The following is a 25,784-nucleotide window of genomic DNA, read 5'->3' as shown; positions in this document are numbered from 1 at the left end:
TCGTAATATCTTATCTGAGAAAAAGACGCTTGCTTTCCGCTGAATGAAAGGAAAGTGAGCGTCTTTTCTCGTTAACCTTCTGTCGTTGCTTCAGCAGGAGTGGGCAGCGGTTGTACTCGTCCATAGTTTTGCAGGTACGTCTCCACTTGCGAATGCTCGTGAACACGCTGATTGTTCAAATCATACACAGAGCGAATTGACATCGTCAAATTCGTCGGGAGCATGCTAGTTTTATTGTAGTAGATCGTGTATTCCGCTTCCAGATCCATTTGATCTACAATTTCGTTTACATCCGGATTCGCTTTGGATTGGATAGCTGGTCCAGCCTGTTTGGCATGCGTTCTTTGCCAAGCTCCTCCAGAAAGAGCCATTGCCAGCTTTAGTTTGGGCTTATGCATGAAGTCAGATGTAGACTGGATACTAGTCCCGGAAGCTGTCTGCTCTCTCATCTGCGTAGCCAGCCAGCTCTTCAGCTTTGCTGAATCAAGTGTAACCCGGATGGCTTCCAAGTCATCATTCGGATTTTCATCAGGCAAAGTCCGAACATCTCTCTTCATATCATCCATTTGCTGAAACGAAAAAACCGGACTCCAGTTATTCATTTCCTGCTGCAGGGCCACATCTTTTTTTGCTACGTTTTTCCAATCCTGGTTATCGCCCTCTTTGGCGTACAGCTTATCTCCCTGATGCAAGAGGGACAGTGTGTCGATCCGCTTCTCATCAGGAACCGATAGCTTTACCTTCATATACACGGCATCGCCATCTTTTCTTCCCGAAAAATTGACCATGTTGGCATTGGAGCTGTTTGCCGTCAATAGCTTCGTGCGGCCATAAAATGCGTAGGACTGCTGCTGCGAAAAATGATCGCGTATTTGATCGTAGGCAGAACCTGCATTTTGCTTGACTCCCATCTGATTGCAGCCAACCAGTGCTGTACAAAGCAGTGTCATCATACAAAGCGTCCAGCGCTTGCGCATAGTTGCCCCTCCTTCCGCGTGTTTCGGCAAACCCTGTTGGGTACCTCCAAGGCGGTCTCGTCCCCCTTATCGTTTCCGGGGAAGAAGGGGCTTATTCTGCTGGCTGGTCGGCTTATATGACTCACCTACAAGTAGTAATACACAATGCCGTTTTGCTCGCGGACCTCAACCTGGTGAAGAATGGTCAAGAGATCGATGTGACCAAGGGTTTCCGAAAGGGTTAGCGGCAGTTCTTTTTCATACAGAGTGGGAAAGAGCAATGCGGTAAGCTCATAGGCTGATTTTTCACCATCGGCTAGCATGCGGCGCAGTGTATCCGTCCGCTCCCAGTTTTTTTGCAAGCGCGTGAGCACCAGCTCCCGATGATTGGCGACCGGCTCTCCATGACCAGACAGCACGAGATCAATCTCCTGATCTGCACACATCTGCAAAGCAGTTCGGTATTGGACCAGCGTTAACGGGCGGGCCTCTGAACGATCACGCGGTGGCTCGATAAAGGCATTTGAAGAAATGTGCTTTATAATATGGTCTCCGCCGATCATGACACGGTCTTTTTCTCGATACAAGGAAAGATGGCTTTGACTGTGACCAGGCGTGTACAGTACCTTCCAGTCAGTCAAATGAGGGACTACCTGCTCATGCTTTAGCAATCCGTCAATTTGGCTAGGCTCCGAGAAGGTTTTCATGAGTTGATGAAATTTTTGAATGATGATCAGCTTCTCTTCTGGGACACCGGCTTTTTTGTACAGCTCTGTAAAAAAGCGATCGTGAAAAGCGATGAAGTCTTCATCCTGCTCTACGTAAGGAGCAGCCTGTGGATGTGCAAGTGTCGTTGCGCCAGAGACTTGTCTGACTTTTTCCAGCAAGCCGCAATGATCCACGTGATGGTGTGTCAAAACTACCTGCTCAATGTCCTCCACGCTGTGACCGATGGAAGCTAAACCTGTCGTAAGTGCCTGCCACGCAGCCTCTATTAGCGGACCGACATCCACTAACGTCAGCTTCTCTCCTTTTACCACATACACATTGACTGGCCCCACATTAAACGGGGTTGGTATCTCCAGACAAAATACATCCGGGGCCATTTCTGTCACGCTCTCGTTGCTTCGACCTGCTGTCATCTATTTATCACCCAACCTTCTCTTCACTATTTTTCCAGTGCCTGCTAAAAAAGAGAAAAGAGCCACTGTTTTGGCTCTATGCTAACACAACTTGATTTCTCCCTGAATTTTTCGCTTCGTACAAGGCCACATCCGCCTGATGGAACAAAGCTTCTACGCTAAGATTTACGTCGAGCTCCTTATTCCATTTGGCGAGGCCGCACGAGATCGTCACTCGCGGAGATGTTTGCAGCTCTACGCACTCCCGAATTCGCTCGGCGACGGTATGTGCCATAGCCTTGTCCACTCGCGGCAAATAAACTGCAAGCTCCTCTCCACCCCAGCGCGCGGCAATATCCGTGTCGCGGATACTGTGCCGTATAAGATCGGATACCTGAATCAATACTTCATCGCCAACCTGGTGGCCAAACGTGTCATTCACCGTCTTGAAGAAATCAATATCAATCAGGATCAGTGAGCCGTACGGGTCCTTTTCCAGCGAGGACCTGACTCTTTCGTTCAGATGCCTGCGCGTGAACAGCCCTGTTAGGTTGTCCGTAATCACCATGCGCTCCATTTCGTTATGCAGCACAGCATTGGTCATCGCCAGACTCGCATGTTGTCCGAATATCTCGAGGAGCTTGTAGTCGTCAAAACTAAAAAAATGATAGCGTGAATCAGCGACTAAAAGGACTCCACTGACTTCTCCCTCGACAACTAGCGGTACGCCCATCAGCGAAGAACAAGGCATCAGTGAAAACGGTAGCGGTCCAGTACCTGGCTGCGCCAAAAGCAATGCCTGTTTGTTCAAGAGTATTTCCTGAAATGGCTTTTCTGAGGCCTGAATACTCATGCCATTATACGCAGGAATCGAAGACGAAAGGACCTGAAAATTGTCTTCCCCGGGCGTCTTGTTTAAGATCGCACAAAATTCTGCATCAAACGTAGCCCGCATCATGGTGGTCACAAAGTCCAAAATCTCCTTTAAATTGAGACTTCGGTTCAACTGCCTCGCCATTTCGTTGATCAATCGTAGCTCACGGATCAAATTACGTGATTGCTGGTATAGTTGTGCATTTTCAAATGCAGTCCCAGCCGTATCAGCCAAAATCGCGATGTAGTTTGTTTCGTGCTGACTCAAGGAAACCAGCTGATCCGATGTAACCTGCAGCACTCCGTATATTCCTTGCTTGCCGAGAAGTGGCGCTGCGATCACCGTCACCTGCTGATCGCCTTGCTCGATTTCATCAACAACCAGCCTGCCTTCCAAATATGCCTTGGTACTAGTCGATGGCTCCTCCTCATGAAAGGAAAGCTGTTTCACCGGAGTAGTTGCATTCGGTTCCACCGTCAGGAACAGCTCCACGGATAAGTAAGGATACAAAATCGGGATGCTGGTCACGATCTCGTGTAGAACATCGTTCACATCAATCGATGCCTGAATCTTGGACATCAGTTGGTACAAGAGGTCCTTTTTGCTCGCTTCCCGGCGCAGTTCGTCAGACATCATCGCTCGCCAAAGGGCACAACTCGCTTTGCCCGCTACCTCTTGCAAAAACGCAACATCCCGTTCATCATACTTGTAATCGTGCTCGTCCGGAGAAAGATGTAAAAATAGTGCGTATAGCGGACTATCGTTGAAGCTGATCGGAACGACAACAATCCGATTATTGTCCAGTACGGCAGGCGTGACCGGATTAGTACCGAAACGGGATACCAAATGGGTAATTTGGATCAGTCCATAATCTACTTCTTGTGTTGTGACAAACTCTTGGGGAATCAACAAGCCATTTTCCGATAGCTTTACTGCCGAGCAATAGCCCTTTTGAATAATTTCACTGATCTGGCCCGTCAAGCTTTCTAGTAATTCTCGCGTGGTGTCATGCAAGGTCAAATCCATGACGATTTGACTAGTAACATGCTGGATGTATGCGTCATATCCCATTCGGATCAACGGCTCCAGCCCACGCATGTACGAGGTAAGGTCGAAATCAATTTCCGCCCGGGGAGTTACCATCCCAACCACTGCACGTATCTCACCGTCCTGCTCGTGCAGAGGAAATGCTCCGTAGACAAGTGAATCCTCACTACTGACCTTCACTACGATCTGACTCGTGCTGATTGTTTCCATTACGAAGTCATTCAACTCCCCGATTGGCGGAGAATCTTTTCGCAGTTCAAGCTCTTGAGGGTTCCATGATTGACCAACCTGCATCTCTATGATGTTAATGACACGGCCCCCGGAATCTGTCAAGAAAAGGATGCCTGGGCGCTTTTCCGGCCAAGATTGCAAAATAAAATGGGCCGTGTAGGAAAAGACTGTCTCTAACTTCCCCAACATTTTACTTGACACGAGAAACTCCCTCTCTCAGCATTTTCTCAACGTGTAAAAAACGGTTAGCACCTTCACCCGTATGAAAGCATTTTGCTTAGGTCCTTCTGGAATTAAGATTCCAAATGGTCTGTATCATTCACTTGCAAAACATTCCAAAAATCTGTAAAGCAAAATTTGGTTATCCCGGTATTGTCTATACGAGTAATCCCAGTTCCTTGCTCCCCTGATGTTACAAAATGTAAAAAGCTGTTGATAAGCCCGCCGTGAGATACAACGACAATTGTCTCGTTCGGATGAGCTTTCGCCAGCTCCGTTAATGCAGTTACAGCTCGTTTTTGCATACACTCAAACGTTTCAATTCCGCAAGCTGCTTCATCTTGGTTTTCAAAACGAGCACGAATCTCCTCGTAGGTTAGCCCCTCCCACTGACCATAGCAGCGCTCACGCAAGGTTGGGAGTGTGGATACAGTAAAATCGAAGTTTTGGGCAATCCTCGATGCAGTTTCACGTGCGCGGCTTAAATCACTCGAGTAGACAGCGTGAACCGATTCGCCCCGAAAACGACGAGCCACCTGTTCTGCCTGACGCAATCCCAGCTCATTTAAGTCAATATCGCTGTGCCCTTGTATGCGCCGGATCTGATTCCACTCTGTTTCTCCATGGCGAATGAGATACATGATGGTTTCCAAGACGACAAATCTCCTTTTATAGCAAACTGTGGATAGTACTCTTTATTATATAAGAAGCATGTTCACAATTCTAGATTGATCAATAAAACATTTGGTACAAAATTCCTATATCATCCATCGCTTTTACCAATGCCCGGACACATTTTTCCTGAAATGGATGAAACGAATGGAAACTTTTACTCGTCAGAGGTGATAAGTGAAAGATACTGACATCGTTGGAGGGGTCCACATGAAGCCATGGTTTATTCGATCAAGCTCCGTTTTATTAACCGCAAGTCTTTTGTTACCGATTGCACACGCACAGGCACAAACGCCTTCTACTTCAGTCAGCAAAATGGCATCTGGCAGTACACAAGGCAACAACACCGTTTTCGCTGCTGCCAGCAAAGTTAAGCTAACAAAGGAGGCCGCGCTCTCCATCGCCAGCAAGCTTGTTCCAACTAGCGGGCTGGAACTGAGCAATGTCTCTTTGCGCTCATCCGATTCCTGGCGTACATTTCCAGAATGGTCGTTTAGCTGGGTCAAAAAAGAAGCGAACAGCCAGGATATCAATCTCTCCTATAGCGTCAGTATTCACGCCGACACTGGTGAGTTAACTAGCTATTCCCGCTATGATCGCACAGATTCCAGTCTTCCTTATGCAAAACGAATCTCTTATCAACAAGCAAAAGGCTTTGCTGAGAATTTTCTCGCGAAGTACAACGCAGGCAAAGCTGATGAGACACGCCTGTATTTACGTGAGATGCCAGAGCCTAAAACACCATTGAACAATGATTTCTCCTACACGTTCCGCTTCGTTCGAGTCGTCAATGACGTCCTGTTCCCGGATAACGGCATTGACATCTCGGTTAACGGTGCTGGAACCGTTACGAATTACTCGCTTTCCTGGAATGACGTAAATTTTGAAAAGGCGACCAATACCATTTCTGAAGAAGAAGCGGAAAAGAAGCTGTTCGGTCTGGCAAAGGCCAGCCTCTCTTATCAGTTGTCGTGGGAGCGCACAGGTGCGGACCGCAATAAGCCGATTTTAGGCTACATGAACCCCTTTACGTTTTATGTGGATGCCGTGGATGGAAAAGCTCTGGGCCCATCTCTTTCACCTCGCAGCTCCACCACTGATCCGATCCCGGTCAGCACCAAGAAGCTGCCAGCGCGTCATTCGGGCAAAGCCCTTTCCCAGGATGAAGCTGTCAACATGGCAACGAATTTGTTTGATCTAAATGGCTACAAGCTGAGATCCAGCAATTACAGTGAGACCGATTATCGCGGCAACCGTCCTGTCTGGAACCTGGAATTCATGAGCGAGAGCAAATCGGACGTCCGCTACGCTTACGTATCCATCGACGCGGAAACAGGTGATATTTATTCCTATAACAAGGACCTTCCGATGGTAAAAGAGAAAGACAGCGAGAAGTCCGCGAAGAAGCAAAACCCTGAGAAGCTCAAGGAAAAGGCGATGGAATCGATCCGCAAATGGACGCCGACCTCTGCAAACGTGTTGTTCTTGAACGACAATAACCCTGGTGATGAGCAAATTTACAATTCAGATCGTTATCACATCAGCTTTACCAGATATATTGGCGATATTATGGCTGCAAGCGGTTCTGCGTTCTTCTCTTTTGATACCGAGTCGGGCGAAATCTTGTCTTACAGTACCGAGAGTGGAAGCGAGTCTTACCCAGAGCAGCCACCGAAGCATATCTCTGCCGAAGAAGCTGTCGACGCCTGGTCGAAGGAAGCGGAGGTTGAGGCTGTTTACATGCTGACTCCTTTCACTCCGGAAGAACAACAGAAAATACAGCAACAGTCGTCCTATACTCCGAAACGGTCTGCAAAGCTAGTGTACCGTGCGACTACGACTCCTATGGATCAGCCGTATTTTCTGGACGCGACCACAGGTGAATGGCGTTCCCTCGCATCTGGCAAAACCCTAAGCTTGCACCGTGCTGCACCTGAGGATTTAAAAGGACATCCTGCCGAAAAAGAACTGATGCTGATGTACGAATATGATGCACTCTCTCTGGAAGATGGAAAAATCATGCCGCAACAGCAAATTACGCGTGGTGAAATGATCGAAATGCTGATGATCAGTCTCAATCAAGGACGCCATTATCCGATGTACGCAGCAGACCGAAAAGCTACGTATAGTGATGTTGCCAACGGTTCCCGCTACTTCTCTGCTGTTGAGTCAGCGGTCGATCGCGGGCTGCTCGACAAAAATGCGTCCAAGTTAAATCCAGATGAAGCCATCAATCGGGAAGAGCTGGCTGATATGATTGTACGCGCTCTTGGTTACAGCAAGCTTGCCGACTACTCCGGCATGTTCCAATCCCAGCTCACTGACATTGCGGGTACAAAGCATCTCGGATCTATCGTCATCGCAACCACTTTAGGTATCGTTCCGACAGAAAAACAAATGTTCCAGCCACAAGCTAAAGTGTCGCGCGCTGACGCTGCCATCACCTTTACTCGCTTCCTCGAAAAACGAGGCGAGCAGGATACACAGCCTATCGTTTTCCGCGACTAAGAAGCTCGGTAAAAAAAGCCATCCAAGCCACTGCTGGCAATGGATGGCCCTTTCTTTTTGCTTGACTTACAGATGCCTATCCGAGTATTATTGATTGTATGTGTACAGGGTAGCATTGATTGTAGGTAAAAACGGAAGGAATCATCCTCTTAGTTCCCTCCCTTTCAGGCAGCGGCTGAACTACCTGTGAGGAGCACGATGCGGAAACGCTACCGTCTGAAGTTCGTGTAGATAAAGTAGGAACTAACCTGCCGGAAGTAAACACCTGCGAATCCATATTAAAGGAGAATGAAATTATGTCACGTTACACAGGACCTCGTCACAAACTGGCCCGTCGTCTGGGTATCTCTCTCGATGGTACAGGAAAAGACATCAAACGCAACTATCCTCCTGGTCAACACGGTCAAAACAACCGTCGTAAACTGAGCGAGTATGGTCTCCAGTTGCAAGAAAAGCAAAAGCTGCGCCACATGTTTGGCCTTAACGAAAAACAATTCCGTCGCACTTTCGACCATGCTAACAAAATGGCTGGCGTAGTGGGCGAAAACTTCATGAAATTGCTGGAATCCCGCCTGGATAACGTAGTTTACCGTATGGGCTTTGCACCAACTCGCCCTGCTGCTCGTCAGCTGGTAAACCATGGTCACTTCCTGGTAAACGGCAAAAAAGTGAACATCCCATCCTACCGTGTACAACCGGGTGATGTGATCACGATTCGTGAAAAGTCCCGTGGTCTGCAATTGATCAAGGACTCCCTGGAAAGCCGCAATTTCCTGCCGAACTACATCACATTCAACGATGCTGCAGCTGAAGGTACTTTCACTCGTCTCCCAGACCGTGAAGAAATGCCAGCTGAAATCAACGAAGTTCTGATCGTTGAGTTCTACAGCCGTTAATCGTTTGAGGATTAAAAGAGTAGCGCCGCTCATCGGCCTACTCTTTTTTGTTTTTTACCTCACTCCTCTCCTCGCACAAACCAATCCTCATTCGACTTTTTTTGCCAACTTCCGCCTTTCAGACGATCTCTTTTAGGGAGCATCCTATTTTTCATCGTTATAGTGACAAAATCGCTATTCATGCATACAAACTTGGATCTGTCAACTTCCCAGCTTCTATCCCTACAGGTTCCTCGTATGGTATAATCAGGGGGTATGCTAGGGGGTCGTAATAATATGTCGAATAACCACACATCTTCCTCTGAACCGCCAAAGAAAAAACGCAGACGCAGCCGTGGAAGGACGATTTGGATCATCGTTCAGCTGCTATTTCTGCTTGGGCTAATGGGAGCCGCGGCGGCCGGGGGAATCGTGACAGGTTATGTTGCCTCGCTCGTAAAGGACGAGCCTGTTCGCAACAAAGCGGAGTTGGAAAACAAGATTTTCACGAACTACCTTACCGGATTCGCCTACTACAATGACGGCACTCTTATCGGGCAATTACGCGCCGAAGAGGGCGATCGGCGGTTGGTGAAAAAAGCAGATGTTTCGCCCTATTTGATTAATGCCATCATCGCAACCGAGGACAAAAATTTCTACCACCATAACGGGATAGCATTTCAATCTACGCTACGCGGGGCGATCCAGGAATTTACCAATCAACCAGTCGTAACTGGTGGTAGTACGATCACACAGCAGCTAGTAAAAAATACGATTCTCTCCGCCGAAGTAAGCCATACCCGTAAAGTACGGGAAATCTTCAGTGCGATGCGGATCGAGCGCATGTTTTCCAAAGACCAGATTCTAGAAGCCTACATGAACGAAATCTACTTTGGGAAAAACGCCAATGGCTCCAACGTTTACGGCGTTCAGGCAGCAGCAAAAGGGATCTTTGGAAAAGATGTTAAAGAGCTGAATCTCAGCGAAGGATCTTATCTGGCAGGCATGATTCAAAATCCGGGCGCCTACACTCCTTTTGGCAATGAAAGCTATACGCGAGGCAAGGAACGCCAAAAAATGGTATTGGACCGCATGCTGGAAAATGGTTACATCACCCAAAACCAATACGATGCAGCCTACAAAACAGATTTAAAAGCGCAATTGGCCAAACCAACTCAACAGGCATACCGTGAAGTTCCGTTTTTGATGATGGAAATTGAAGAACGCGCCGCTAGACAGTTAGTTGACGCCGACCTCAAGGAAAAAGGTCGTGACAAATCAACAATCGGACGTAATGAGTACCGTCAATTGATTGAAGAAAAACGACGCGACCTCCTGCGAAAAGGCTACAAGGTCCATACAACGATTAACAAGAACGTGTATGATATCATGCAGAAAATCGCAGCTGATCCGAACAACTTCGGAAAAAATCGTTCGTATACGATCCGCCGCTCAAACGGCAAAACGGAGAAAATCGAGAATGCCCTAGAAGAAGTCGGCGCTATGCTGATCCATAACAAAACGGGTGCGATTCTCGGAATGATCGGTGGGCGTGACTTTAAAGTTGAACAGACGAACCATGCTACTGCTCCACGTCAGCCTGGTTCGGCGATGAAGCCGCTCGCTGCTTATGCCCCGGCATTTGAGCTCGGCATTTTGCAGCCAGCCTCTCCACTCGATGACTCACCAGTGCTGCTCGCAGATGGCCAAAACGGCTCTCACCTGCCGAAGAACTGGAATAACAAATGGCAAGGAATCATGAGTGCACGTGAAGCGTTGCGGATGTCATGGAACATCCCGGCAATCAAGACTTACCTCAAGGTTGGCATACCGACAGCACTTGAATACGTTAAGAAAATGGGAATTACCACCTTGGTTGATGCAGACAACTACGCTGCCACGGGAGTAATCGGCGGACTTACATACGGTACGACCGCTGAGGAAATCACAAATGCCTATGCTACCTTTGCAAATAATGGCTCTTTTGTGGATGCCTACCTCATTGACCGTATCGAGGATAGTCAAGGGACTGTCATTTACCGTCACGAATCTCAGCCTGTACAAGTTTACAGCGAGCAAACCTCTTACCTGATCACTGACATGATGCGCTCCGTCGTGAATGCAGGTACAGGTACACATATTCGCAAATATGTACCTCGTAAAGTAGATGTAGCAGGTAAAACCGGTACAACCAATAACAGTAACGACCTCTGGTTTGTCGGCTATACTCCTGAGCTGTCAATGGGTGTTTGGGTTGGCTTCGACGAACCGTATCCGATGCCAGATGCAGACAAGTACGTGCCCATGGTGGTATGGGGCAAGGTCATGAAGGAAATTATCGAGAAGCAGCCAGAGCTCTCTCCACCTGATGCTACCTTTAAAAAACCGGAAGGAATCGTAAGTGCAACCGTCGACTCGAAGTCCGGTTTGCTGCCAAGCGAGCTTTCCAGAGAAGCAGGCCACACCATTACCGACATATTCAATCGCCGCTTTGTTCCTTCGAAAGTAGATGACTCCCATCAAAAAGCGCGCTTGATTACGTATAATGGCGAGAGATACTTGGCCAAAGAAGGAACACCTGATGATTTTGTATCAGAAGGCGTCTTCTTCCGTTCACCTGATCCGCTCCCAACCAAGGAGCAAATCCAGGCGAAGAACTCTAAAGTGGCTGTCCAACCGCCAGACTGGGAGCAGCGACTTCCTGATCGCGAGGATCCACGTACAGAAGTAGCGGGAGCCCCTTCTGCTCCGAGTGGACTTACTGCCAATAACAATGGCAAACAGGTCGTTCTGAGCTGGCAATCTGCCAAGGAAGCTGACCTGCTTGGCTATCGCATCTATCGCGCGGACGGTCAAAACGGATTTGTTCACGTCTCCACTGTGAAGGATCCTTCTGTATTAACGTTTGATGCAGGTGCAGGCGGTAATTTCGGTTACTATGTCACTTCTGTTGATATTTCCGGAAATGAATCTCAGCCTTCTGAGATCGCTTCGGTCGGCTCGGGCTCGCATATATGGGAGCTTCCAGATCCAAATGCCGGCACTGAAAATCCAGATGGAAATGGAATATCTAATCCTGGTACAAACAGTGGACAAACAAATCCACCAGATATGACTACGCCACCTGATGGTCAAGAGGGCAATGGATCAAATACGTCCAATGCAGTTCCTCCTACTGCTCCTAAATCGTTGTCTATCAAGGCCAATGGCGGTAGTCTGAAGCTGCAATGGAAAGAAAATAAAGCGGCTGACCAAGTGATTGCCTACAACATATATTTCAGTCCAGACGCTGCCAGTGGCTATCTGCTTCTCGACACAGTATCGGCTACGAGCTACACCCATCCAACAAACGTAACAAACGGTACCTACTACGTCACTGCAGTCAATAGTTACGGAGAATCGTCACAATCCAACAGCGTATCCGCGACACCATAGAATAAACTTACAGCAAGAACTCACAGAGATGGTTATCACGCCATCTCTGTTTTTTACACAAAAGGCTAAAACAGGAGGTACGAATGGACCACGTCAAGCGCTATTATTCCACGAGAATGACTGTGAATGGAAAAGAACTGTTCATTGAAGGTCCCATTTCTGGAAGCGATCTGGCAGCATTGCGGTTTGACGAGGGGCTCAAGGCTTTTCGTGTTCCAGAACAACAGCACGAGGCCCTCATCGAAATTGCTGATCTCCCTGAGGGCAGGATCATTGTTGCCCGCGATGGCAATCTCGTTCTCGGCTATGTCACCTTTCTCCATCCGGACCCACTCGAGCGCTGGTCGCAGGCAAAGCTTCCGGATCTCCTAGAGCTAGGCGCAATCGAAATCTGCCAATCCGTAAGAGCTGGCGGTGTGGCAAAAAAACTTCTTGAGGTCTCCTTTTCTGATGATGCCATGGAAGACTACATCGTGATTGCAACCGAATATTATTGGCACTGGGATCTGAATGGGACTGGCCTGGACGTGTGGCAATACCGAAAAGTAATGGAAAAGGTGATGGGCAGTGTCGGTATGAGCTGGGTAGCCACAGACGATCCCGAAATATGCTCCCACCCCGCCAATTGCTTGATGGCCAGAATCGGCAGCCGCGTCCCTCCAGAAACCGTTGTGGCGTTTGACGCCATTCGCTTTCAAAATCGGTTTCTGTACTAATTCTGTCGTCCTCTCTAGGAAAAAAGGAGGTCTCTCTCATGCGCGTAGAAGATATCATGCGAAAAACGGTGATCACCGTAAATCCCACGACCCCGATCGGGGAAGCATTACTCCTGCTTAGAGCCAACAGAATCCGGCACCTACCAGTTATCGAGAGAGACATTCTTGTCGGCATCGTCTCTGACCGTGACCTGAGGGATGCCTTGCCTTCTCGTCTCATCACTCACGATGATGACGAAACGGTCCTGCAAAAACCGGTAGCGGACATCATGAAAAAGCATGTCATCACCGCTCACCCGCTTGATTTTATCGAAGATGCAGCCCTCCAGATATACGAGCATAAAATCGGCTCTCTCCCGATCGTCGAAGGCAACCGGCTCGTCGGCATGATCACCGAATCTGATCTGTTTTCCAGCCTGATTGAATTGTTTGGTGTGAACAGACCGAGCTCCCACATCGAGGTGGAAGTCGATGATCGTGTCGGAATGCTCGCAGAAGTAAGTCAAATCTTTCGCGAAGCACATGTGAATGTATCGAGCGTCATTGTTTATCCATGCAAGAAGGCAAACAAAAAGAATCTGGTTTTCCGCGTACAAACGATTGATCCGCGCGCGGTCATGCAGCTGCTTACTGACAAAGGATTCAAGGTTATCGGTCCGACGGAAGGAGAGATATTCCTGTGAGCCGCAATGCTCGTCTAATCTACTCTCCGGACTACACGCAGTATTATTTTAACGATGATCATCCTTTTAACCAGCGTCGTTTGCTCCTTACCCACGATCTGATGAGCAGCTTTGGAATTCTCACGGAGCCAGACATCCTTGCTCCCCGGCTTGCCACTGATGAGGAGCTCACCTTGGTGCATGATCCGCGGTACATCCAGTTTGTACGCGATCAGGGGCACAGTGAAAAAGAGCTTCCTCAAGCAGCAAGCTACGGTCTGGGCACGGAAGACGTTCCTTGCTTTGCCAATATGCATGAATCCGCAGCGCTCATTGTTGGCGGTACGCTGAATGCGGTGGATGCCGTGATGAAGGGGCAAGCGCAGCACGCCTTTAATCCTGCTGGCGGATTGCATCATGCCTTTTCTGGGCGTGCTTCGGGCTTTTGCATTTACAACGACTGCTCTGTAGCGATAGCGTACATGCGCAAGCACTGGAATGCCCGTGTCTTGTATATTGATACAGATGCTCACCATGGAGATGGTGTACAATGGTCCTTTTACGACGATCCGAATGTACTCACTATCTCCATGCATGAGACAGGTAAATATTTGTTTCCTGGTACCGGAAATACGACTGAGCGTGGAGACGGGTCTGGGTACGGCTATTCGATCAACGTTCCCTTGGATGCGTTTACAGAGGACGATTCCTTTATAGACATTTATCAAGAGCTAGTGTCTAAGCTTGTCAAGGGCTTCAAGCCTGATGTTATCCTGACTCAAAACGGTTGTGATGCACACGCTTACGACCCGCTTACGCATCTCTCCTGTACGATGAAAATTTATCAGGAGATTCCCCGGCTCGCCCACCGCTTGGCCCATGAATATTGCGATGGACGATGGATTGCTGTCGGTGGTGGTGGATACGATATATGGCGGGTCGTCCCTCGTGCCTGGACACTCTTATGGAGTGAGATGAGCGATCAGCCCTTGAGCGACCAGCCTCTCCCCAAGGAATGGCTGGAGCGTTGGCAGCCGCAGTCTGAGCTGCAATTACCACCCCGTCTGTTTGACGAAGGGTTTCCTGCGATTCCTCGGCGCGCAGAAATCACGGAAAAAAATCGGCTGACGCTGGAGCGGGCAATTATGTATGGGCCTACCGGGACGAATTCAAGCAAGGAGTAATAGATTGTTCGTTCATACTTCTGTGGAGGAGAGGAAAAAGGAGAAAATGCTCCAGCTTCTTGGGGATCTTGCATGGGGGTCATTCCTGTACAGCTACATGGAAAAAGAGAAACCGCGTCCAAAGTGGTTGGTTCAAGAAGCTATTCAGAGGTGGACGCTTAAAACCGTGTTTCTCTTTTTCCATTTCGCTTCGGCTGGTCCCCAAAGAGCTTCGCCTTTTCTCCTTTTTCCTCAGCCAGCTTTTGGTTTGCACCATCGCTTCCTTTTGGGGGATGGTCACGGTGGCTTTTTGGGGACGGTGAGGGATAAGACATGGATGTAATACATTTGTATAGAAAAACGGCCTCTCCGGAGAGAAGCCGTTTTTTAGTGTGTTTTATTTTTTATTTGTTGCCAACTAGCTCTTCCAGCTCGGATGGAGCATAGCCTTTTACGGCTTTATCTCCTACTACGGTTACTGGTACGCCCATGAAGCCGAAGCGTTCGACTTCTTCCTGGTAGGCGCGGCTGGTCATGACATCACGGACCTCGAAGGAGATTCCTTTGGCTTTCAGCCATTCCTTAACCAGATTGCAGTCTACACAATTTTTCGTGGAATAGACGATTACTCCAGCGTCTTGAGAGGTTGCTTTGAGCATATTGCGAACGATCGCGTACGAGCGCTCAGAAGCGAGCTTGGTAAACTCAGCAAAGTTGACGTGAGCGGAACCGTCAGCCTTGTCCGACATAGAACGGACAACAACGAATGGTACGCTGTTCATCGCGCACACTTGTCCAACAGAAGCGCCCTCCATCTCCGTGCAGTGTGCTTGAAATTGCTCGTGCAGCCATTGTACTTTTTCCCGGCTTGCCACGAATTGATCGCCTGACAGAATTCGTCCGCTAACTACTTGTATACGGGCATCCAGCTCTTTTCCCGCATCGATTGCTTGCTGAATCAGGTCCTGGTCTGCACTCCAGATCCACTGTTCTGTAAACGGTATCTGACCTGGCGCGAAGCCGAGCGGCGACACATCAATATCATGCTGAATGCAATCGGTTGAGACGACGATATCACCAATATTCAGGTCAGGGTGGACTGCACCGGCTACTCCTGTAAAAATGACACGCTCTACTTGAAACGTATCAATCAAAATTTGGGTGGTCACTGCTGCATTTACTTTGCCGACACCCGATTTGCACAGAACGACTTCTTTGCCTTCCATTACACCAGCATAGTAAGTGATGCCAGCCTTTACTGTTTTCGTCGGCTGCTCCATCGCTTCCAAATACAGCGCAATCTCCTCATCCATTGCGCCGATAATTCCGATCCGCATCATCCATCCCCCTCTTGCTGCTATTCTACTCGTTATCCGTGAATCAAGACTGCTCCGGTCTAGTGCTTTCCCGGTACTCGATTCGATGCGGCAGAAGTACGACATGCTCTTCGACGTTTTCGTTATTCATATATTTGGTCAACAGGCGCATGGCCACAGCACCGATATCATACATAGGCTGTACGACAGAGGTCAGTCGTGGGCGAACCATTTCCACCAGGCGAATATTGTCATGACCGATCACTTCAATATCATTTGGTACATGAAGCCCGGAGTCTTGAATCGCATGAATCGCTCCAATCGCCATTTCATCATTCGCTGAGAAAATCGCTGTAGGCGGTTCCGCCAGCTTGATGAAGTCCTTTGTCACGCTGAGACCTGACTCATAAAAGTAATTTCCAGTAGCAACCAGCTCATCGTTCAAGCCGATTCCTGCGTCCACCAAAGCTTTTTTGTAGCCTTCAAAGCACATCAGACCACCCAGCGGATCATTCAGCGGTCCTGTAATCATGGCGATACGCTTGTGTCCGCGATCAATCAGAGCTTGTGTCGCGTCGTAAGCGGCCTGGAAGTGGTCGATACTCACAGACGGCAGTACGTTATCAGCGTCGCGTGTAGCGGCTAGAACGGTCGGTACAGAGGTGCTGGTAAGTGCCTGCAGGTGATCTTCCTTAATCTCCGCACCCATGAACAAGAGCCCGTCCACCTGCTTTTCAAGCAAGGTATTGATCAGTTGCAATTCCTTTTCCATGCGTTGGTCGGAGTTACACAAAATGATGTTGTACTTGTACATCGTAGCGATATCTTCAATTCCGCGTGCCAACTCAGAGAAAAACAAACTGGAGATGTCCGGGATGATGACACCGACTGTTGTTGTTTTTTTGCTGGCGAGACCACGTGCGACTGCATTGGGTCGATATCCCAAGCGATCAATTGCAGCCAACACCTTTTTTCGGGTTAAAGGTTTTACGTTTGGATTCCCGTTTACAACACGGGAGACCGTCGCCATAGAAACCCCCGCTTCTCTTGCCACATCGTAGATAGTAACCGGCATCACACACCCTCACTTTCCCCATATAATGGTTTTCATAATTATTTTCATAAATATATGCACTTATGATACGACAAGCTGTAAGTGGTTGCAATCGTTTTTACAGCTTGCGTATCCTCTCACTTCATTAGTTTGTTCATTGTTTTCAAGAGCTCGTCAATGACCTCGCTATCGCCCTGCTGAATACGCTCCATGACACAGCTTTTCATGTGTCCCTCAAGGAGTATTTTACCAACCGCATTCAGTGCAGATTGAACAGCTGCGATTTGATTGAGAATGTCGTCACAGTAAACATCCTTCTCCACCATCCCGCGAATTCCACGTATTTGTCCTTCTACGCGATTAAGTCTGGATACGAGATTCGACTTGATTTTATCCGTCCGGGGAGTGGCTCGTTCAGACGAGCAGCATTGGTCGTGTTCATTCATCTGGCACATCCTCCTTCGCCGATATAGCACGTACTCCTAGCTTACTTGGTCACATGTTTTTCGTCAAATGAGAAAGGCCCTCCCGTATGCTGGAAGGACCTTTCGTTCAGACTGATTTATCCGCGTGAAGCAACTGCTTCACCTTTGTACAGTCCAGAAGCAATCAACTCGTCTACAAATTCATTGAATTGCGGGATGTTCAGCTGTTGCTTCGCATCGGAGAGAGCCACGTCTGGATCAGGGTGAACCTCAACCATGATACCGTCAGAGCCAACCGCGATACCAGCCTTCGCGCAAGGCAGGAGCAGATCACGACGACCTGTGGAGTGCGTCACGTCTACGAATACAGGCAAGTGAGTCTCTTGTTTGAGAAGCGGTACAGCAGAGATGTCCAGTGTGTTGCGCGTCGCTTTTTCATACGTACGAATACCACGCTCACATAGCATGACTTGTGTATTGCCCTCAGAGAGAATGTACTCTGCAGCGTAAATGAATTCTTCGATCGTTGCTGCCAGACCACGCTTCAGCAAAATCGGTTTATTTACACGACCAGCCGCTTTCAACAGCTCAAAGTTTTGCATGTTGCGCGCACCGATTTGAATCACATCGATGTACTTGGAAGCCATCTCGAGGTCGCCAGGTGTCACGATCTCGCTGATCGTCACGAGGTTGAATTCATCCCCGATGCGCTTCAGGATTTGCAAGCCTTCCTCACCCAAGCCTTGGAAATCGTATGGGGAGGTACGTGGCTTGTAAGCTCCGCCACGCAATGTACGCAGACCGCGCTCAGCATGGTTTTGCGCTACTGCTCTTACTTGCTCGTAGCTTTCAACCGAGCAAGGTCCCGCAATCAGAATCGGGTTGCTTCCGCCAAACTCTACACCTTTTACAGTGATAACAGTGTCTTCGGCTTTTTTCTTGCGGCTAACCAGAAGAACCTTTTTCTTGTCATCGTTTTGCAGATCCAAAGATACTTGGAAAATTTGTTTGAACAAATGACGGACAGTGCTGTCATTGAAAGGACCTTTGTTATTTTCTACCAAGAGGTTGAGCATTTGGCGCTCGCGCTCTGGATCAAAACGGTTGCTTCCCTGTTTTTCTTTTTCTTTGCCCAGCTCTTGTACGAGGGCCGCGCGCTTGTTGATCAGCTCGAGAATTTCCAAGTTGATCTCGTCTATTTGTTTGCGCATAACTTCGATTTGATCGTGTGCCATCTCTCTCCACTCTCCTCTTTTTATAGTTGCTTCTGCGTACAGCTCATTTAAAATTAGGGTTATTATAATTGATTCGAAGTCCCTTGTCAGCAGTTTAGCGCCAAAAAGCGCGAAAGTAAATTGTAAATATTTTTCCGCATTTGCATAAAGTTCGCCAAATCCGAAGAAGATTCCTTGTTTCGACAGGATTCTTTTCGTTTCGAGTCGAACTCTTCATACATATGTTTTCCATATTTTATTTACTGATACTCATCTGGAACGAGGAGTGACCTACTTTTGTCAGAACATACAGAAACAGCCTCCACTGAGCTGATTTTTTCTTTAGATATTGGCACACGAAGCGTCGTTGGTCTGATTGTTGAGGCTGATGGCGAGCAGTTTCGCGTATTGGACTGCGCGATTCGAGAACACGATGAGCGCTCCATGCTCGACGGACAAATCCACGACATTATCGCTGTAGCCAAAGTGATCCAACAAATAAAAGAAGAACTGGAGCAAAAATATGGAAAGCTGCATCAGGTGGCCGTAGCTGCTGCTGGCCGATCTCTGCGTACGCGCCGCGTCCGTATCGACATGCCGCTCTCCCGCCATGCCTTTATTACGCGCGATGATGTAGTCACTCTGGAATTTGCCGCTGTACAGGAAGCGCAAGCCCAGCTCGCGAAAGAACTTAACGAGCAGGATGTGACCCGTTATTACTGCGTAGGCTATAGTGTCGTGAACTATCATCTGGACGGCGAGCTTATCGGCAGCCTGATCGATCAGCGCGGCGACACAGCCAGTACAGACGTCATCGCTACCTTTTTACCGCGGGTCGTTGTCGACTCCCTGATTGCTGCCCTAAAACGTTGCGATCTGGAGATGCAGGCTCTCACCCTCGAGCCAATCGCCGCGATCAATGTGCTCATACCCGTCACGATGCGTCGCCTCAACATTGCGCTCGTTGATATCGGAGCGGGTACATCTGACGTCGCTCTGACCGAGGAGGGCGCTATTACAGCATATGGCATGGTGCCTGTCGCAGGCGACGAAATTACCGATGCCCTGATGAATGCCTTTCTGCTGGATTTCCCGATGGCAGAAGAGGTCAAGCGTGTGCTTTCCACCGCTGAACATGTTACCTTCACAGATATTTTAGGCCTGGAGCAGACTATGGCAGCTGCTGAGGTAATTGCTGCTATCGATACTGATATCCAGGTGCTTGCAGAAAAAATCGCCTTTAAAATTATGGAGTTAAATGGAAAAGCGCCTCAGGCTGTAATGCTGATCGGCGGCGGTAGCTTGACACCTGGGTTGACGGGAAAAGTCGCTTCGGTGCTGCAAATTCCGGCAGCACGAGTCGCTGTACGAGGTGGCGATGCGATCAAACAATTCGTAGGTGACCATCCGCTCTTGTCCGGGCCTGAATTCGTCACCCCTGTAGGGATTGCGGTAGCTGCACGCCGTCACCCTCTGCGTTATGTCACAGTTACAGTCAACGACAATCCAATCCGTATTTTTGACCTGCGGAAAATGACCTTAGGTGATGCCCTGATCGGAGCTGGTTTGGACATTCGTCGTCTGTATGGACGCCCTGGCCTTGCGATGACCGTTACTATCAACGGCCGTATCAAAATGATTCCAGGCGGCCACGGCACCCCCCCCGTTATTGAAAGAAACGGGGAAGCCGCAGGATTGGATACACCTATTGGAGATGGAGATACGATCGTTATCGTCGCTGGGGTGAACGGTGAGGATGCTCATGCTGAAGTAAAGGACTTGCTGGATCGTCTGGATACATTGGAATTGATCTGCAATGACCGTCCACTCTCTTTGGGTCCGATCATTTTGGTTAATGGTGAGCCACAACCGCTAGATGCTGCTCTCGTGGATCGCTGTGAGGTCGAGATTCGCCTACCACGCACGATTGAGGAAGTGCTCCGCTCTGCTGAAATGTCTGCAGATAACGAAGAAGGGCCTACTTCTTACTTACAGTTTAGCGTGAATGGACACAGCTATTCGATTCCGTCTCGGAGCGAGGTTATCCTCCTCAACGGGAAAAACGCCACACTCTCTGATTATGTCCGTCAGGGTGATGAGCTCGTTTATCGTAGAGAAGAAATCACTTCCCCCACCATTCGCGATGTCATTCCTTTGGATGAGTGGGTACAAGAGACCGTCACTGTTTTATTTAACGGGGAAAAGGTCGTGCTGCCTGTCGCACAGGTTGCTATCACGATGGATGGTCGTGCGGCAAGCCCAGAGGATACAGTAGTGGATGGCGCTGTAATCACGGTCAAGTCGTCACCCTCTGCTACCCCTGTGTTCAGTGATGTGTTTCGCTTCGTCGAGGTTTCGCTGGAGAAGCCTGATCGGGAAAGCATCTCTGGCTTTGTCATGCTGGTCAATGGCGAACTGGCAACCTTCCAGACTGAGCTAAAAAGCGGAGACAAGCTTGAACTGTTTTGGGAGTAATAAGCCTAGGTAAGAAAACCTCTATCGAGGCATGCTCAAGGAAGAGCGATCGCGTTTAGCGGAAAGTTTCACCGAAGTAATGCCGGGAGCGGACGCTGAGGTACCTTGTCATGCGCTCCAGAATTCATAAGCGTCCCGCTTATAAATTCCTATACGTCAAAAAAGAAGAGCTGCCGAACTCAGACGCGAGTTGGTAGCTCTTTCTCATTTATTCTTGTACGGCTTGGGCAATGGCATCCTTGGTAATTTTCCAGTGGGAGGTGTGCCATTTTACTTGGCCATTCTCCAGCAAAAAGATTTGCGGGGATTCGTGCTTGATTTCAAAGCGCTCTGCTACTGCGTTGGATACAGGGCGATCCTCGCGCACGAGGATGACAGCGGATGGAACTGTATGATCTTTTACATACGCTTGGAACTCATCGTAGGCTGCCGTGCTGATCGGGCAGATCGTGCTATGCTTAAACAAAAGTCGTTTACCGTTTTCATTTACAAACTGGTCCAGCTCTTCAGTTGAGTGCAGCTGTTTTTGGCTCACAAACCATCTCTCCTTTTTATCTGATGCCATGTGATTTCCAGTATACAAAAAGCACAGCCTGTAAGTCTATGGTGGGGCTTGGGTTAAGCTGTAGGGGAGGAGAGGAAACCGGAGAAAACGCTCCGGATTCTTGGGATACTAGCTAGGGGGTTGTTCTGGTCAGCTCCGTGAAAAAAGTGAAACCGCGTCCAAAGTGGAGGGTTCATGATGCTTCTCAAAGGTGGACGCTTAAAGGCGTGTTTCACTTTTTTCACTCCGCTTGGGATGTATCCCAAAGATCCTCGCTTTTTTCTCCGGTTTCCTCTCACCAGCTTTAGCTTTATGATTAGTTGATAGAAAGGCAGAGGGAAAAAGACAATAAGCGAGAAAAAGACGCCTACCGTAATGCAGGCGCCTTTCCTCCCTCTATCTGTGTGCAATGCTATACCATGATCTTGGTTAACCGCTCGCGCAGCTCCAACATCCACTTTTCGTCACCAAGGGACTGCGCCAACAAAAACAGATCCAAAAGCTCATTGACCCGTTCGCTGAGTACCTCACGCACGGTGGAGTCTTCCCCCTCATTAGCAATCAATACCAATAAGTTGGATAACTCTGACATTTCTTCGAACTCAATCGCCTGACGCTGCGGGTGTTGGCCCAGTTCCTCCATGAGTGATTTTAGATCGTCTTTAATTACGTCCACCACCTGGGAATAAGCGCAAGCATCGTCTACGCAAACGTGTACAGGTACATTCATAATTTTTACGCGGTTACGGTATACGACGTTACGCAGCGCCATCTCCATTTCACTTCCGCAGCGGCTGCATTTCTTCTGCAATGAATTTCACCCCTATTCCATATGTATAGCTCTCCTACGTATTCGTGAAACCTCCCTTCAATCCTGCTAAACAACAGGTGGTACTTGGTGGATACAGTGGCAGGAAAGAACAAAAAAACGATGCCTCCATTGGCATCGCTTTTGCTGTGTCCTTCGCTCAAGCGTAAATCGCGTTGACCTTCTCACAATGCGGGCAAACCGCTACCTTGCCTGCGTGACCCGCTTCATCCTCTACGCGGTAACCGGTAATCTGATCGGAAAAACAGAAGAGGCATTCCGTGTTGAAATCCATATCATACTGAGCTTTCCAAACAATGGATTTAAAATCTTCCCCTACATTGATCGTAATGGGAAAGAGGTCGTGTTGAAGACTGGATAATGATCTTTGCATATCACTGACATCCTTTCGTTATTGCAAAGTCTTTTGGTATCCTCTAGCTTTTCCTGCTTTTCAGAATAATAAACGTAGCAATCGCAGAACTGCGGATTTTTCGTGGAAGTGCGAGTACCGAAAATGAATTCAACAAAAAGAATCTTCCCAAAAATGGGCGAATGCCCGTATCGGCGCTATGCGAAAACCCATATGTTATGGATGTAAGCACAAGACGCTTAACACACTAAAGGAGGATGTTTATCACATGAGTAGCATTTTCAACGGAGACTTCGACGGTTTCACTTTGGTCTTGATTCTTTTCATCCTGCTGGTAATCGTTGGTTGCGGCTGCGATTAATTTCGCTAACCACTAGCAATTTATAGCAGGGAGTTGCATATATAGTAAAACCGAATCCTGTTGTGCGTTTCACCTGACGCTACCCACTCACATTGGGTAGCTTTTTTCTGTGCAAGTTGTGTACAATACTATAAAAAAGACATGGAAAGCGAGGGATTCTTTTCCTATGAAAGATCCACGTATTGAGCAATTAGCAGATGTTCTTGTCAACTATTCTACCCGTGTACAAGCGGGTGAAAATGTATTGATTTATGCAATCGGCAGCGTTCATGAACTCGTACGCGCCGTGATCGCCAAGGTTTATGCAGCTGGCGGAAATCCGTACGTGCAGCTGATCGACCAAAGCATCCAGCGGGAGCTCTTGCTCGGAGTAAGCGAAACACAGCTTGGCGTGATGCGCGAGGCAGACGTTACCTTCATGAAACAAATGGATTGCTACATAGGGATTCGCGGTGGCGATAACATTAGTGAGCTGGCTGACGTTCCTGGCGACAAAATGCAGCTGTACTCCAAGCTTTTGATGCGCCCTGTACTGGATGTTCGTGTCCCTGATACCAAATGGGTCGTTCTGCGCTACCCGAATGCCTCGATGGCACAGCTCGCGAACATGAGCACTGCCGCTTTTGAAGATTTTTACTTCAAAGTATGTACGCTTGATTACGGCAAAATGGATAAAGCCATGGAAAGCCTGGTTGAATTGATGGAGAAGACTGACAAGGTGCGCCTGACTGGTCCAGGCACTGATCTTACTTTCTCCATCAAGGGAATTCCAGCGATCAAATGTGCCGGGGAAGCCAACATTCCAGATGGCGAAGTATTCACGGCTCCGGTTCGCGACTCTATTAATGGAACGATCGCGTACAACACACCATCTCCTTACCAAGGCTTTACGTATGACAATATCAAGCTGACCTTTAAGGATGGCAAAATTGTCGAGGCTACCGCAAACGATACGGAAAAAATCAACGAAGTGTTTGATACTGATGAAGGCGCTCGTTATGTTGGGGAATTTGCGATTGGCGTAAATCCGTACATTCAAAACCCGATGAAGGACATTTTGTTCGATGAGAAAATCGATGGCAGCTTCCACTTCACACCTGGTCAAGCCTATGATGACGCATTCAATGGAAACAAGTCCTCCATTCACTGGGATCTCGTTATGATTCAGCGTCCAGAATGGGGTGGTGGAGAAATCTGGTTCGACGATCGTCTGATTCGCAAGGATGGCCGTTTTGTCGTACCAGAGCTGGAGTGCCTCAATCCTGAGAACCTGAAATAATCAATCAGGTCATGACCGTTTTCCCCTCTCGTCGGGGGACAAAAGTGTTTGACCGTAAGCGGTCACATCCACTTTTATGAAAAACGTCGAGACGTATTTCACAGAAAAAAAAAGCGAAGCACCTCGCGCAAGGTCGCTTCGCTTTTTCTATTTATTTGTCCGATGTTTAAACCGGAACAGAATAGGCTGGTTGTTTGACTAACGAAGACATTTTTTGCTCCAAAAACGAAATGGTCGTCTCGAGATGATGAATCGTATATTCCCAGCAAAAACGCTGATACTCGTCAAAATGAACCTCGAGCTTTTTGAAGTTCACCTTGCTTTGTTGCAGCATATCGCGCTGTAGCTCGATGCAACCTTCTAGCAAATTTTTCTGTTCTTCGTTTGTACGACTTTTGCCAAAAAACATTTTTACTAACATATCTGAGCGCAGAACAGGTGGCAAAATCGGTGTTTGAATCTCTTGGCGGAAAGCTTCTTTCCCAAGGTCAGTGATGCTGTATAGGATTTTGTTCGGTTTTCCCGATTGGATAATCTCCTGCTTGGTCACAAAGCCTTCTTCTTCCAGTTTGCGGAGCGCCGGATAAATCGCACCAAAGCTAGCATCATAGAAGAAACCGATGCTGTTAGTAAACGCTTGCTTTATGTCGTATCCACTCATCTCGCCATAGTTCAAAAACCCAAGTATGATCGTTTTAACGTCCATCTCTTCGCATCCTCCATTAGCTTTCTTTTTCTCTCTCTAGCAGCCGTACGCAGACTCCTCCCTCCCGTTCGAAGGTATCTGCAAAGCCTTTATGTTCGAAATATTCTTTAACTACAGGTATTATAATTCGATTCTAATAAATATACCAATGCTATTTCTTTATTATATCAATCAAAAATAATGATAATCGTACATAACGACTCTAAATTGGGCGTCCCTTCCCTTTCGTCCTCCCATAAGATGATACATACCTATCTGCTGTAGGGGGAGAGATCGTTGAAAAGTAAAAAATGGTCCCAATATACGCGAGTAAAGTACCCTGTGAGCAGCAGCAGCTTGCATCCCTTTAATTTTTTTGTTCCGATTGTAGAGCGCGTACAGGAGGGTGTCGTCTCCATCGTTACCGAGGACGCACCCCATACCAAAGATGTAGATTCATTAATCCGCAGCCTGATTAATGAGGAAGAGCCTTCGACTCCAACCGAGCGTAGCTTTGGTTCAGGATTCATTTTTCATCACAAAGGCTACATTCTGACCAGTGAACATGTGATTGGCAAATCAAAAAACATCTTCGTCAAGCTTTTCAACGGGCGGGTGTTTGAAGCCAAACGCATTCTCGCTGATCGTGTTCGCGACTACGCTGTTATTAAAATTGATGCAGATTGCAGGCTGTATCCGCTAGCACTTGGCCACTCGTCTCATACTAAGGTTGGCGAATGGGTCATCAGCGTCGGTTCCCCACTCGTTATC

At 48.2% G+C, this 25,784-nt stretch carries 21 protein-coding genes and 1 pseudogene; 10 read left to right on the top strand and 12 right to left on the bottom strand.

The window, feature by feature from the left end; translation table 11 throughout:
- Nucleotides 1–71: 71 nt before the first annotated feature.
- From SB752_RS14340 to SB752_RS14325, 4 genes are all read right to left on the bottom strand, one after another.
- A complete protein-coding gene (locus tag SB752_RS14340; protein WP_410716295.1) occupies nucleotides 72–977 on the bottom strand; it encodes a hypothetical protein in 906 nt (301 codons plus the stop codon).
- Between the two features lie 125 nt (nucleotides 978–1,102).
- Nucleotides 1,103–2,098, bottom strand: a complete 996-nt coding sequence (locus SB752_RS14335) for an MBL fold metallo-hydrolase (RefSeq protein WP_410716294.1) — start codon at nucleotides 2,096–2,098, stop codon at nucleotides 1,103–1,105.
- Nucleotides 2,099–2,174: 76 nt separating this feature from the next.
- On the bottom strand, nucleotides 2,175–4,418 hold the full coding sequence (locus SB752_RS14330) for a sensor domain-containing diguanylate cyclase (RefSeq protein ID WP_410716346.1): 2,244 nt from the start codon (nucleotides 4,416–4,418) through the stop codon (nucleotides 2,175–2,177).
- A gap of 104 nt (nucleotides 4,419–4,522) precedes the next feature.
- Complete coding sequence (locus SB752_RS14325) at nucleotides 4,523–5,101, bottom strand: histidine phosphatase family protein (protein ID WP_410716293.1); 579 nt, start codon at nucleotides 5,099–5,101, stop codon at nucleotides 4,523–4,525.
- A gap of 229 nt (nucleotides 5,102–5,330) precedes the next feature.
- Between SB752_RS14325 and SB752_RS14320 the strand changes: the two genes are divergently transcribed.
- The 6 genes from SB752_RS14320 (at nucleotide 5,331) to SB752_RS14295 (ending at nucleotide 14,500) form a co-directional block, all read left to right on the top strand.
- On the top strand, nucleotides 5,331–7,628 hold the full coding sequence (locus SB752_RS14320) for a YcdB/YcdC domain-containing protein (protein ID WP_410716292.1): 2,298 nt from the start codon (nucleotides 5,331–5,333) through the stop codon (nucleotides 7,626–7,628).
- Between the two features lie 296 nt (nucleotides 7,629–7,924).
- Entirely contained in the window at nucleotides 7,925–8,524 is a 600-nt protein-coding gene (gene rpsD, locus SB752_RS14315) for a 30S ribosomal protein S4 (protein ID WP_049742482.1), read from the top strand.
- 276 nt (nucleotides 8,525–8,800) lie between these two features.
- Nucleotides 8,801–11,938: a transglycosylase domain-containing protein gene (locus SB752_RS14310; protein ID WP_410716291.1), complete on the top strand. Its 3,138-nt coding sequence runs from the start codon at nucleotides 8,801–8,803 to the stop codon at nucleotides 11,936–11,938.
- A gap of 83 nt (nucleotides 11,939–12,021) precedes the next feature.
- The gene (locus tag SB752_RS14305; protein ID WP_410716290.1) at nucleotides 12,022–12,654 is read left to right on the top strand and encodes an N-acetyltransferase; all 633 of its coding nucleotides are present in this window, start codon (nucleotides 12,022–12,024) and stop codon (nucleotides 12,652–12,654) included.
- Between the two features lie 38 nt (nucleotides 12,655–12,692).
- The gene (locus tag SB752_RS14300) at nucleotides 12,693–13,337 is read left to right on the top strand and encodes a CBS and ACT domain-containing protein (RefSeq protein WP_410716289.1); all 645 of its coding nucleotides are present in this window, start codon (nucleotides 12,693–12,695) and stop codon (nucleotides 13,335–13,337) included.
- Nucleotides 13,334–14,500, top strand: a complete 1,167-nt coding sequence (locus SB752_RS14295; RefSeq protein ID WP_410716288.1) for an acetoin utilization protein AcuC — start codon at nucleotides 13,334–13,336, stop codon at nucleotides 14,498–14,500. Before SB752_RS14300 ends, SB752_RS14295 begins: the two co-directional genes overlap by 4 nt.
- Before the next feature lie 383 nt (nucleotides 14,501–14,883).
- On the opposite strand, the gene SB752_RS14290 is transcribed toward SB752_RS14295, so the two are convergent.
- The 4 genes from SB752_RS14290 to SB752_RS14275 form a co-directional block, all read right to left on the bottom strand.
- A complete protein-coding gene (locus tag SB752_RS14290; protein WP_410716345.1) occupies nucleotides 14,884–15,816 on the bottom strand; it encodes a 5'-methylthioadenosine/adenosylhomocysteine nucleosidase in 933 nt (310 codons plus the stop codon).
- Between the two features lie 43 nt (nucleotides 15,817–15,859).
- The gene (gene ccpA / locus SB752_RS14285; protein ID WP_213024890.1) at nucleotides 15,860–16,870 is read right to left on the bottom strand and encodes a catabolite control protein A; all 1,011 of its coding nucleotides are present in this window, start codon (nucleotides 16,868–16,870) and stop codon (nucleotides 15,860–15,862) included.
- Nucleotides 16,871–16,986: 116 nt separating this feature from the next.
- Nucleotides 16,987–17,295: a metal-sensitive transcriptional regulator gene (locus SB752_RS14280; RefSeq protein ID WP_103109385.1), complete on the bottom strand. Its 309-nt coding sequence runs from the start codon at nucleotides 17,293–17,295 to the stop codon at nucleotides 16,987–16,989.
- Nucleotides 17,296–17,411: 116 nt separating this feature from the next.
- Nucleotides 17,412–18,509: a bifunctional 3-deoxy-7-phosphoheptulonate synthase/chorismate mutase gene (locus SB752_RS14275; protein WP_410716287.1), complete on the bottom strand. Its 1,098-nt coding sequence runs from the start codon at nucleotides 18,507–18,509 to the stop codon at nucleotides 17,412–17,414.
- Between the two features lie 276 nt (nucleotides 18,510–18,785).
- Here SB752_RS14275 and SB752_RS14270 point away from each other — a divergent pair, with 276 nt between their 5' ends.
- Nucleotides 18,786–20,963: a cell division protein FtsA gene (locus SB752_RS14270; RefSeq protein WP_410716286.1), complete on the top strand. Its 2,178-nt coding sequence runs from the start codon at nucleotides 18,786–18,788 to the stop codon at nucleotides 20,961–20,963.
- Nucleotides 20,964–21,171: 208 nt separating this feature from the next.
- Here SB752_RS14270 and ytxJ read toward each other — a convergent pair whose 3' ends face one another.
- From ytxJ to SB752_RS14255, 3 genes are all read right to left on the bottom strand, one after another.
- Complete coding sequence (gene ytxJ, locus SB752_RS14265; RefSeq protein WP_410716285.1) at nucleotides 21,172–21,498, bottom strand: bacillithiol system redox-active protein YtxJ; 327 nt, start codon at nucleotides 21,496–21,498, stop codon at nucleotides 21,172–21,174.
- A gap of 421 nt (nucleotides 21,499–21,919) precedes the next feature.
- Nucleotides 21,920–22,318 (bottom strand): hypothetical protein, encoded by a 399-nt coding sequence (locus tag SB752_RS14260; protein ID WP_410716284.1) that lies wholly within the window; start codon nucleotides 22,316–22,318, stop codon nucleotides 21,920–21,922.
- Nucleotides 22,319–22,475: 157 nt separating this feature from the next.
- Nucleotides 22,476–22,709 carry a hypothetical protein gene (locus SB752_RS14255; RefSeq protein WP_049742494.1) on the bottom strand — a complete coding sequence of 78 codons (234 nt, stop codon included), beginning with the start codon at nucleotides 22,707–22,709 and terminating at the stop codon, nucleotides 22,476–22,478.
- Between the two features lie 247 nt (nucleotides 22,710–22,956).
- Here SB752_RS14255 and SB752_RS14250 point away from each other — a divergent pair, with 247 nt between their 5' ends.
- Both SB752_RS14250 and SB752_RS14245 read left to right on the top strand, forming a co-directional pair.
- A complete protein-coding gene (locus tag SB752_RS14250) occupies nucleotides 22,957–23,049 on the top strand; it encodes a YjcZ family sporulation protein (RefSeq protein ID WP_103109379.1) in 93 nt (30 codons plus the stop codon).
- A 166-nt stretch (nucleotides 23,050–23,215) separates the two neighbouring features.
- Nucleotides 23,216–24,328 (top strand): aminopeptidase, encoded by a 1,113-nt coding sequence (locus SB752_RS14245; protein WP_410716283.1) that lies wholly within the window; start codon nucleotides 23,216–23,218, stop codon nucleotides 24,326–24,328.
- A 166-nt stretch (nucleotides 24,329–24,494) separates the two neighbouring features.
- On the opposite strand, the gene SB752_RS14240 is transcribed toward SB752_RS14245, so the two are convergent.
- Nucleotides 24,495–25,034 (bottom strand): PadR family transcriptional regulator, encoded by a 540-nt coding sequence (locus SB752_RS14240; RefSeq protein WP_103109378.1) that lies wholly within the window; start codon nucleotides 25,032–25,034, stop codon nucleotides 24,495–24,497.
- 321 nt (nucleotides 25,035–25,355) lie between these two features.
- Here SB752_RS14240 and SB752_RS14235 point away from each other — a divergent pair.
- A pseudogene (locus SB752_RS14235) lies at nucleotides 25,356–25,766 on the top strand (S1C family serine protease); the annotation flags it as partial.
- Nucleotides 25,767–25,784 lie beyond the last annotated feature (18 nt).

The organism is Brevibacillus sp. SIMBA_040 (assembly GCF_046535075.1).
In the GTDB taxonomy this organism is placed as follows: domain Bacteria; phylum Bacillota; class Bacilli; order Brevibacillales; family Brevibacillaceae; genus Brevibacillus.
Note: the sequence above shows the minus strand (reverse complement) of the source record. Positions and strands in the feature narration are given on the sequence as shown.

Excerpts from the sequence above, each read along its gene's own strand:
- SB752_RS14255 (WP_049742494.1), bottom strand. The coding sequence starts at position 22,709 with ATGCAAAGATCATTATCCAGTCTTCAACACGACCTCTTTCCCATTACG.
- SB752_RS14240 (WP_103109378.1), bottom strand. The coding sequence starts at position 25,034 with ATGGACGTTAAAACGATCATACTTGGGTTTTTGAACTATGGCGAGATG.
- SB752_RS14300 (WP_410716289.1), top strand. The coding sequence starts at position 12,693 with ATGCGCGTAGAAGATATCATGCGAAAAACGGTGATCACCGTAAATCCC.
- SB752_RS14320 (WP_410716292.1), top strand. The coding sequence starts at position 5,331 with ATGAAGCCATGGTTTATTCGATCAAGCTCCGTTTTATTAACCGCAAGT.
- SB752_RS14335 (WP_410716294.1), bottom strand. The coding sequence starts at position 2,098 with ATGACAGCAGGTCGAAGCAACGAGAGCGTGACAGAAATGGCCCCGGAT.
- SB752_RS14340 (WP_410716295.1), bottom strand. The coding sequence starts at position 977 with ATGCGCAAGCGCTGGACGCTTTGTATGATGACACTGCTTTGTACAGCA.
- SB752_RS14280 (WP_103109385.1), bottom strand. The coding sequence starts at position 17,295 with ATGAATGAACACGACCAATGCTGCTCGTCTGAACGAGCCACTCCCCGG.
- SB752_RS14305 (WP_410716290.1), top strand. The coding sequence starts at position 12,022 with ATGGACCACGTCAAGCGCTATTATTCCACGAGAATGACTGTGAATGGA.
- SB752_RS14275 (WP_410716287.1), bottom strand. The coding sequence starts at position 18,509 with ATGGCACACGATCAAATCGAAGTTATGCGCAAACAAATAGACGAGATC.
- SB752_RS14290 (WP_410716345.1), bottom strand. The coding sequence starts at position 15,816 with ATGCGGATCGGAATTATCGGCGCAATGGATGAGGAGATTGCGCTGTAT.
- ccpA (WP_213024890.1), bottom strand. The coding sequence starts at position 16,870 with ATGCCGGTTACTATCTACGATGTGGCAAGAGAAGCGGGGGTTTCTATG.
- SB752_RS14250 (WP_103109379.1), top strand. The coding sequence starts at position 22,957 with ATGAGTAGCATTTTCAACGGAGACTTCGACGGTTTCACTTTGGTCTTG.
- SB752_RS14245 (WP_410716283.1), top strand. The coding sequence starts at position 23,216 with ATGAAAGATCCACGTATTGAGCAATTAGCAGATGTTCTTGTCAACTAT.
- SB752_RS14330 (WP_410716346.1), bottom strand. The coding sequence starts at position 4,418 with ATGTTGGGGAAGTTAGAGACAGTCTTTTCCTACACGGCCCATTTTATT.
- SB752_RS14310 (WP_410716291.1), top strand. The coding sequence starts at position 8,801 with ATGTCGAATAACCACACATCTTCCTCTGAACCGCCAAAGAAAAAACGC.
- rpsD (WP_049742482.1), top strand. The coding sequence starts at position 7,925 with ATGTCACGTTACACAGGACCTCGTCACAAACTGGCCCGTCGTCTGGGT.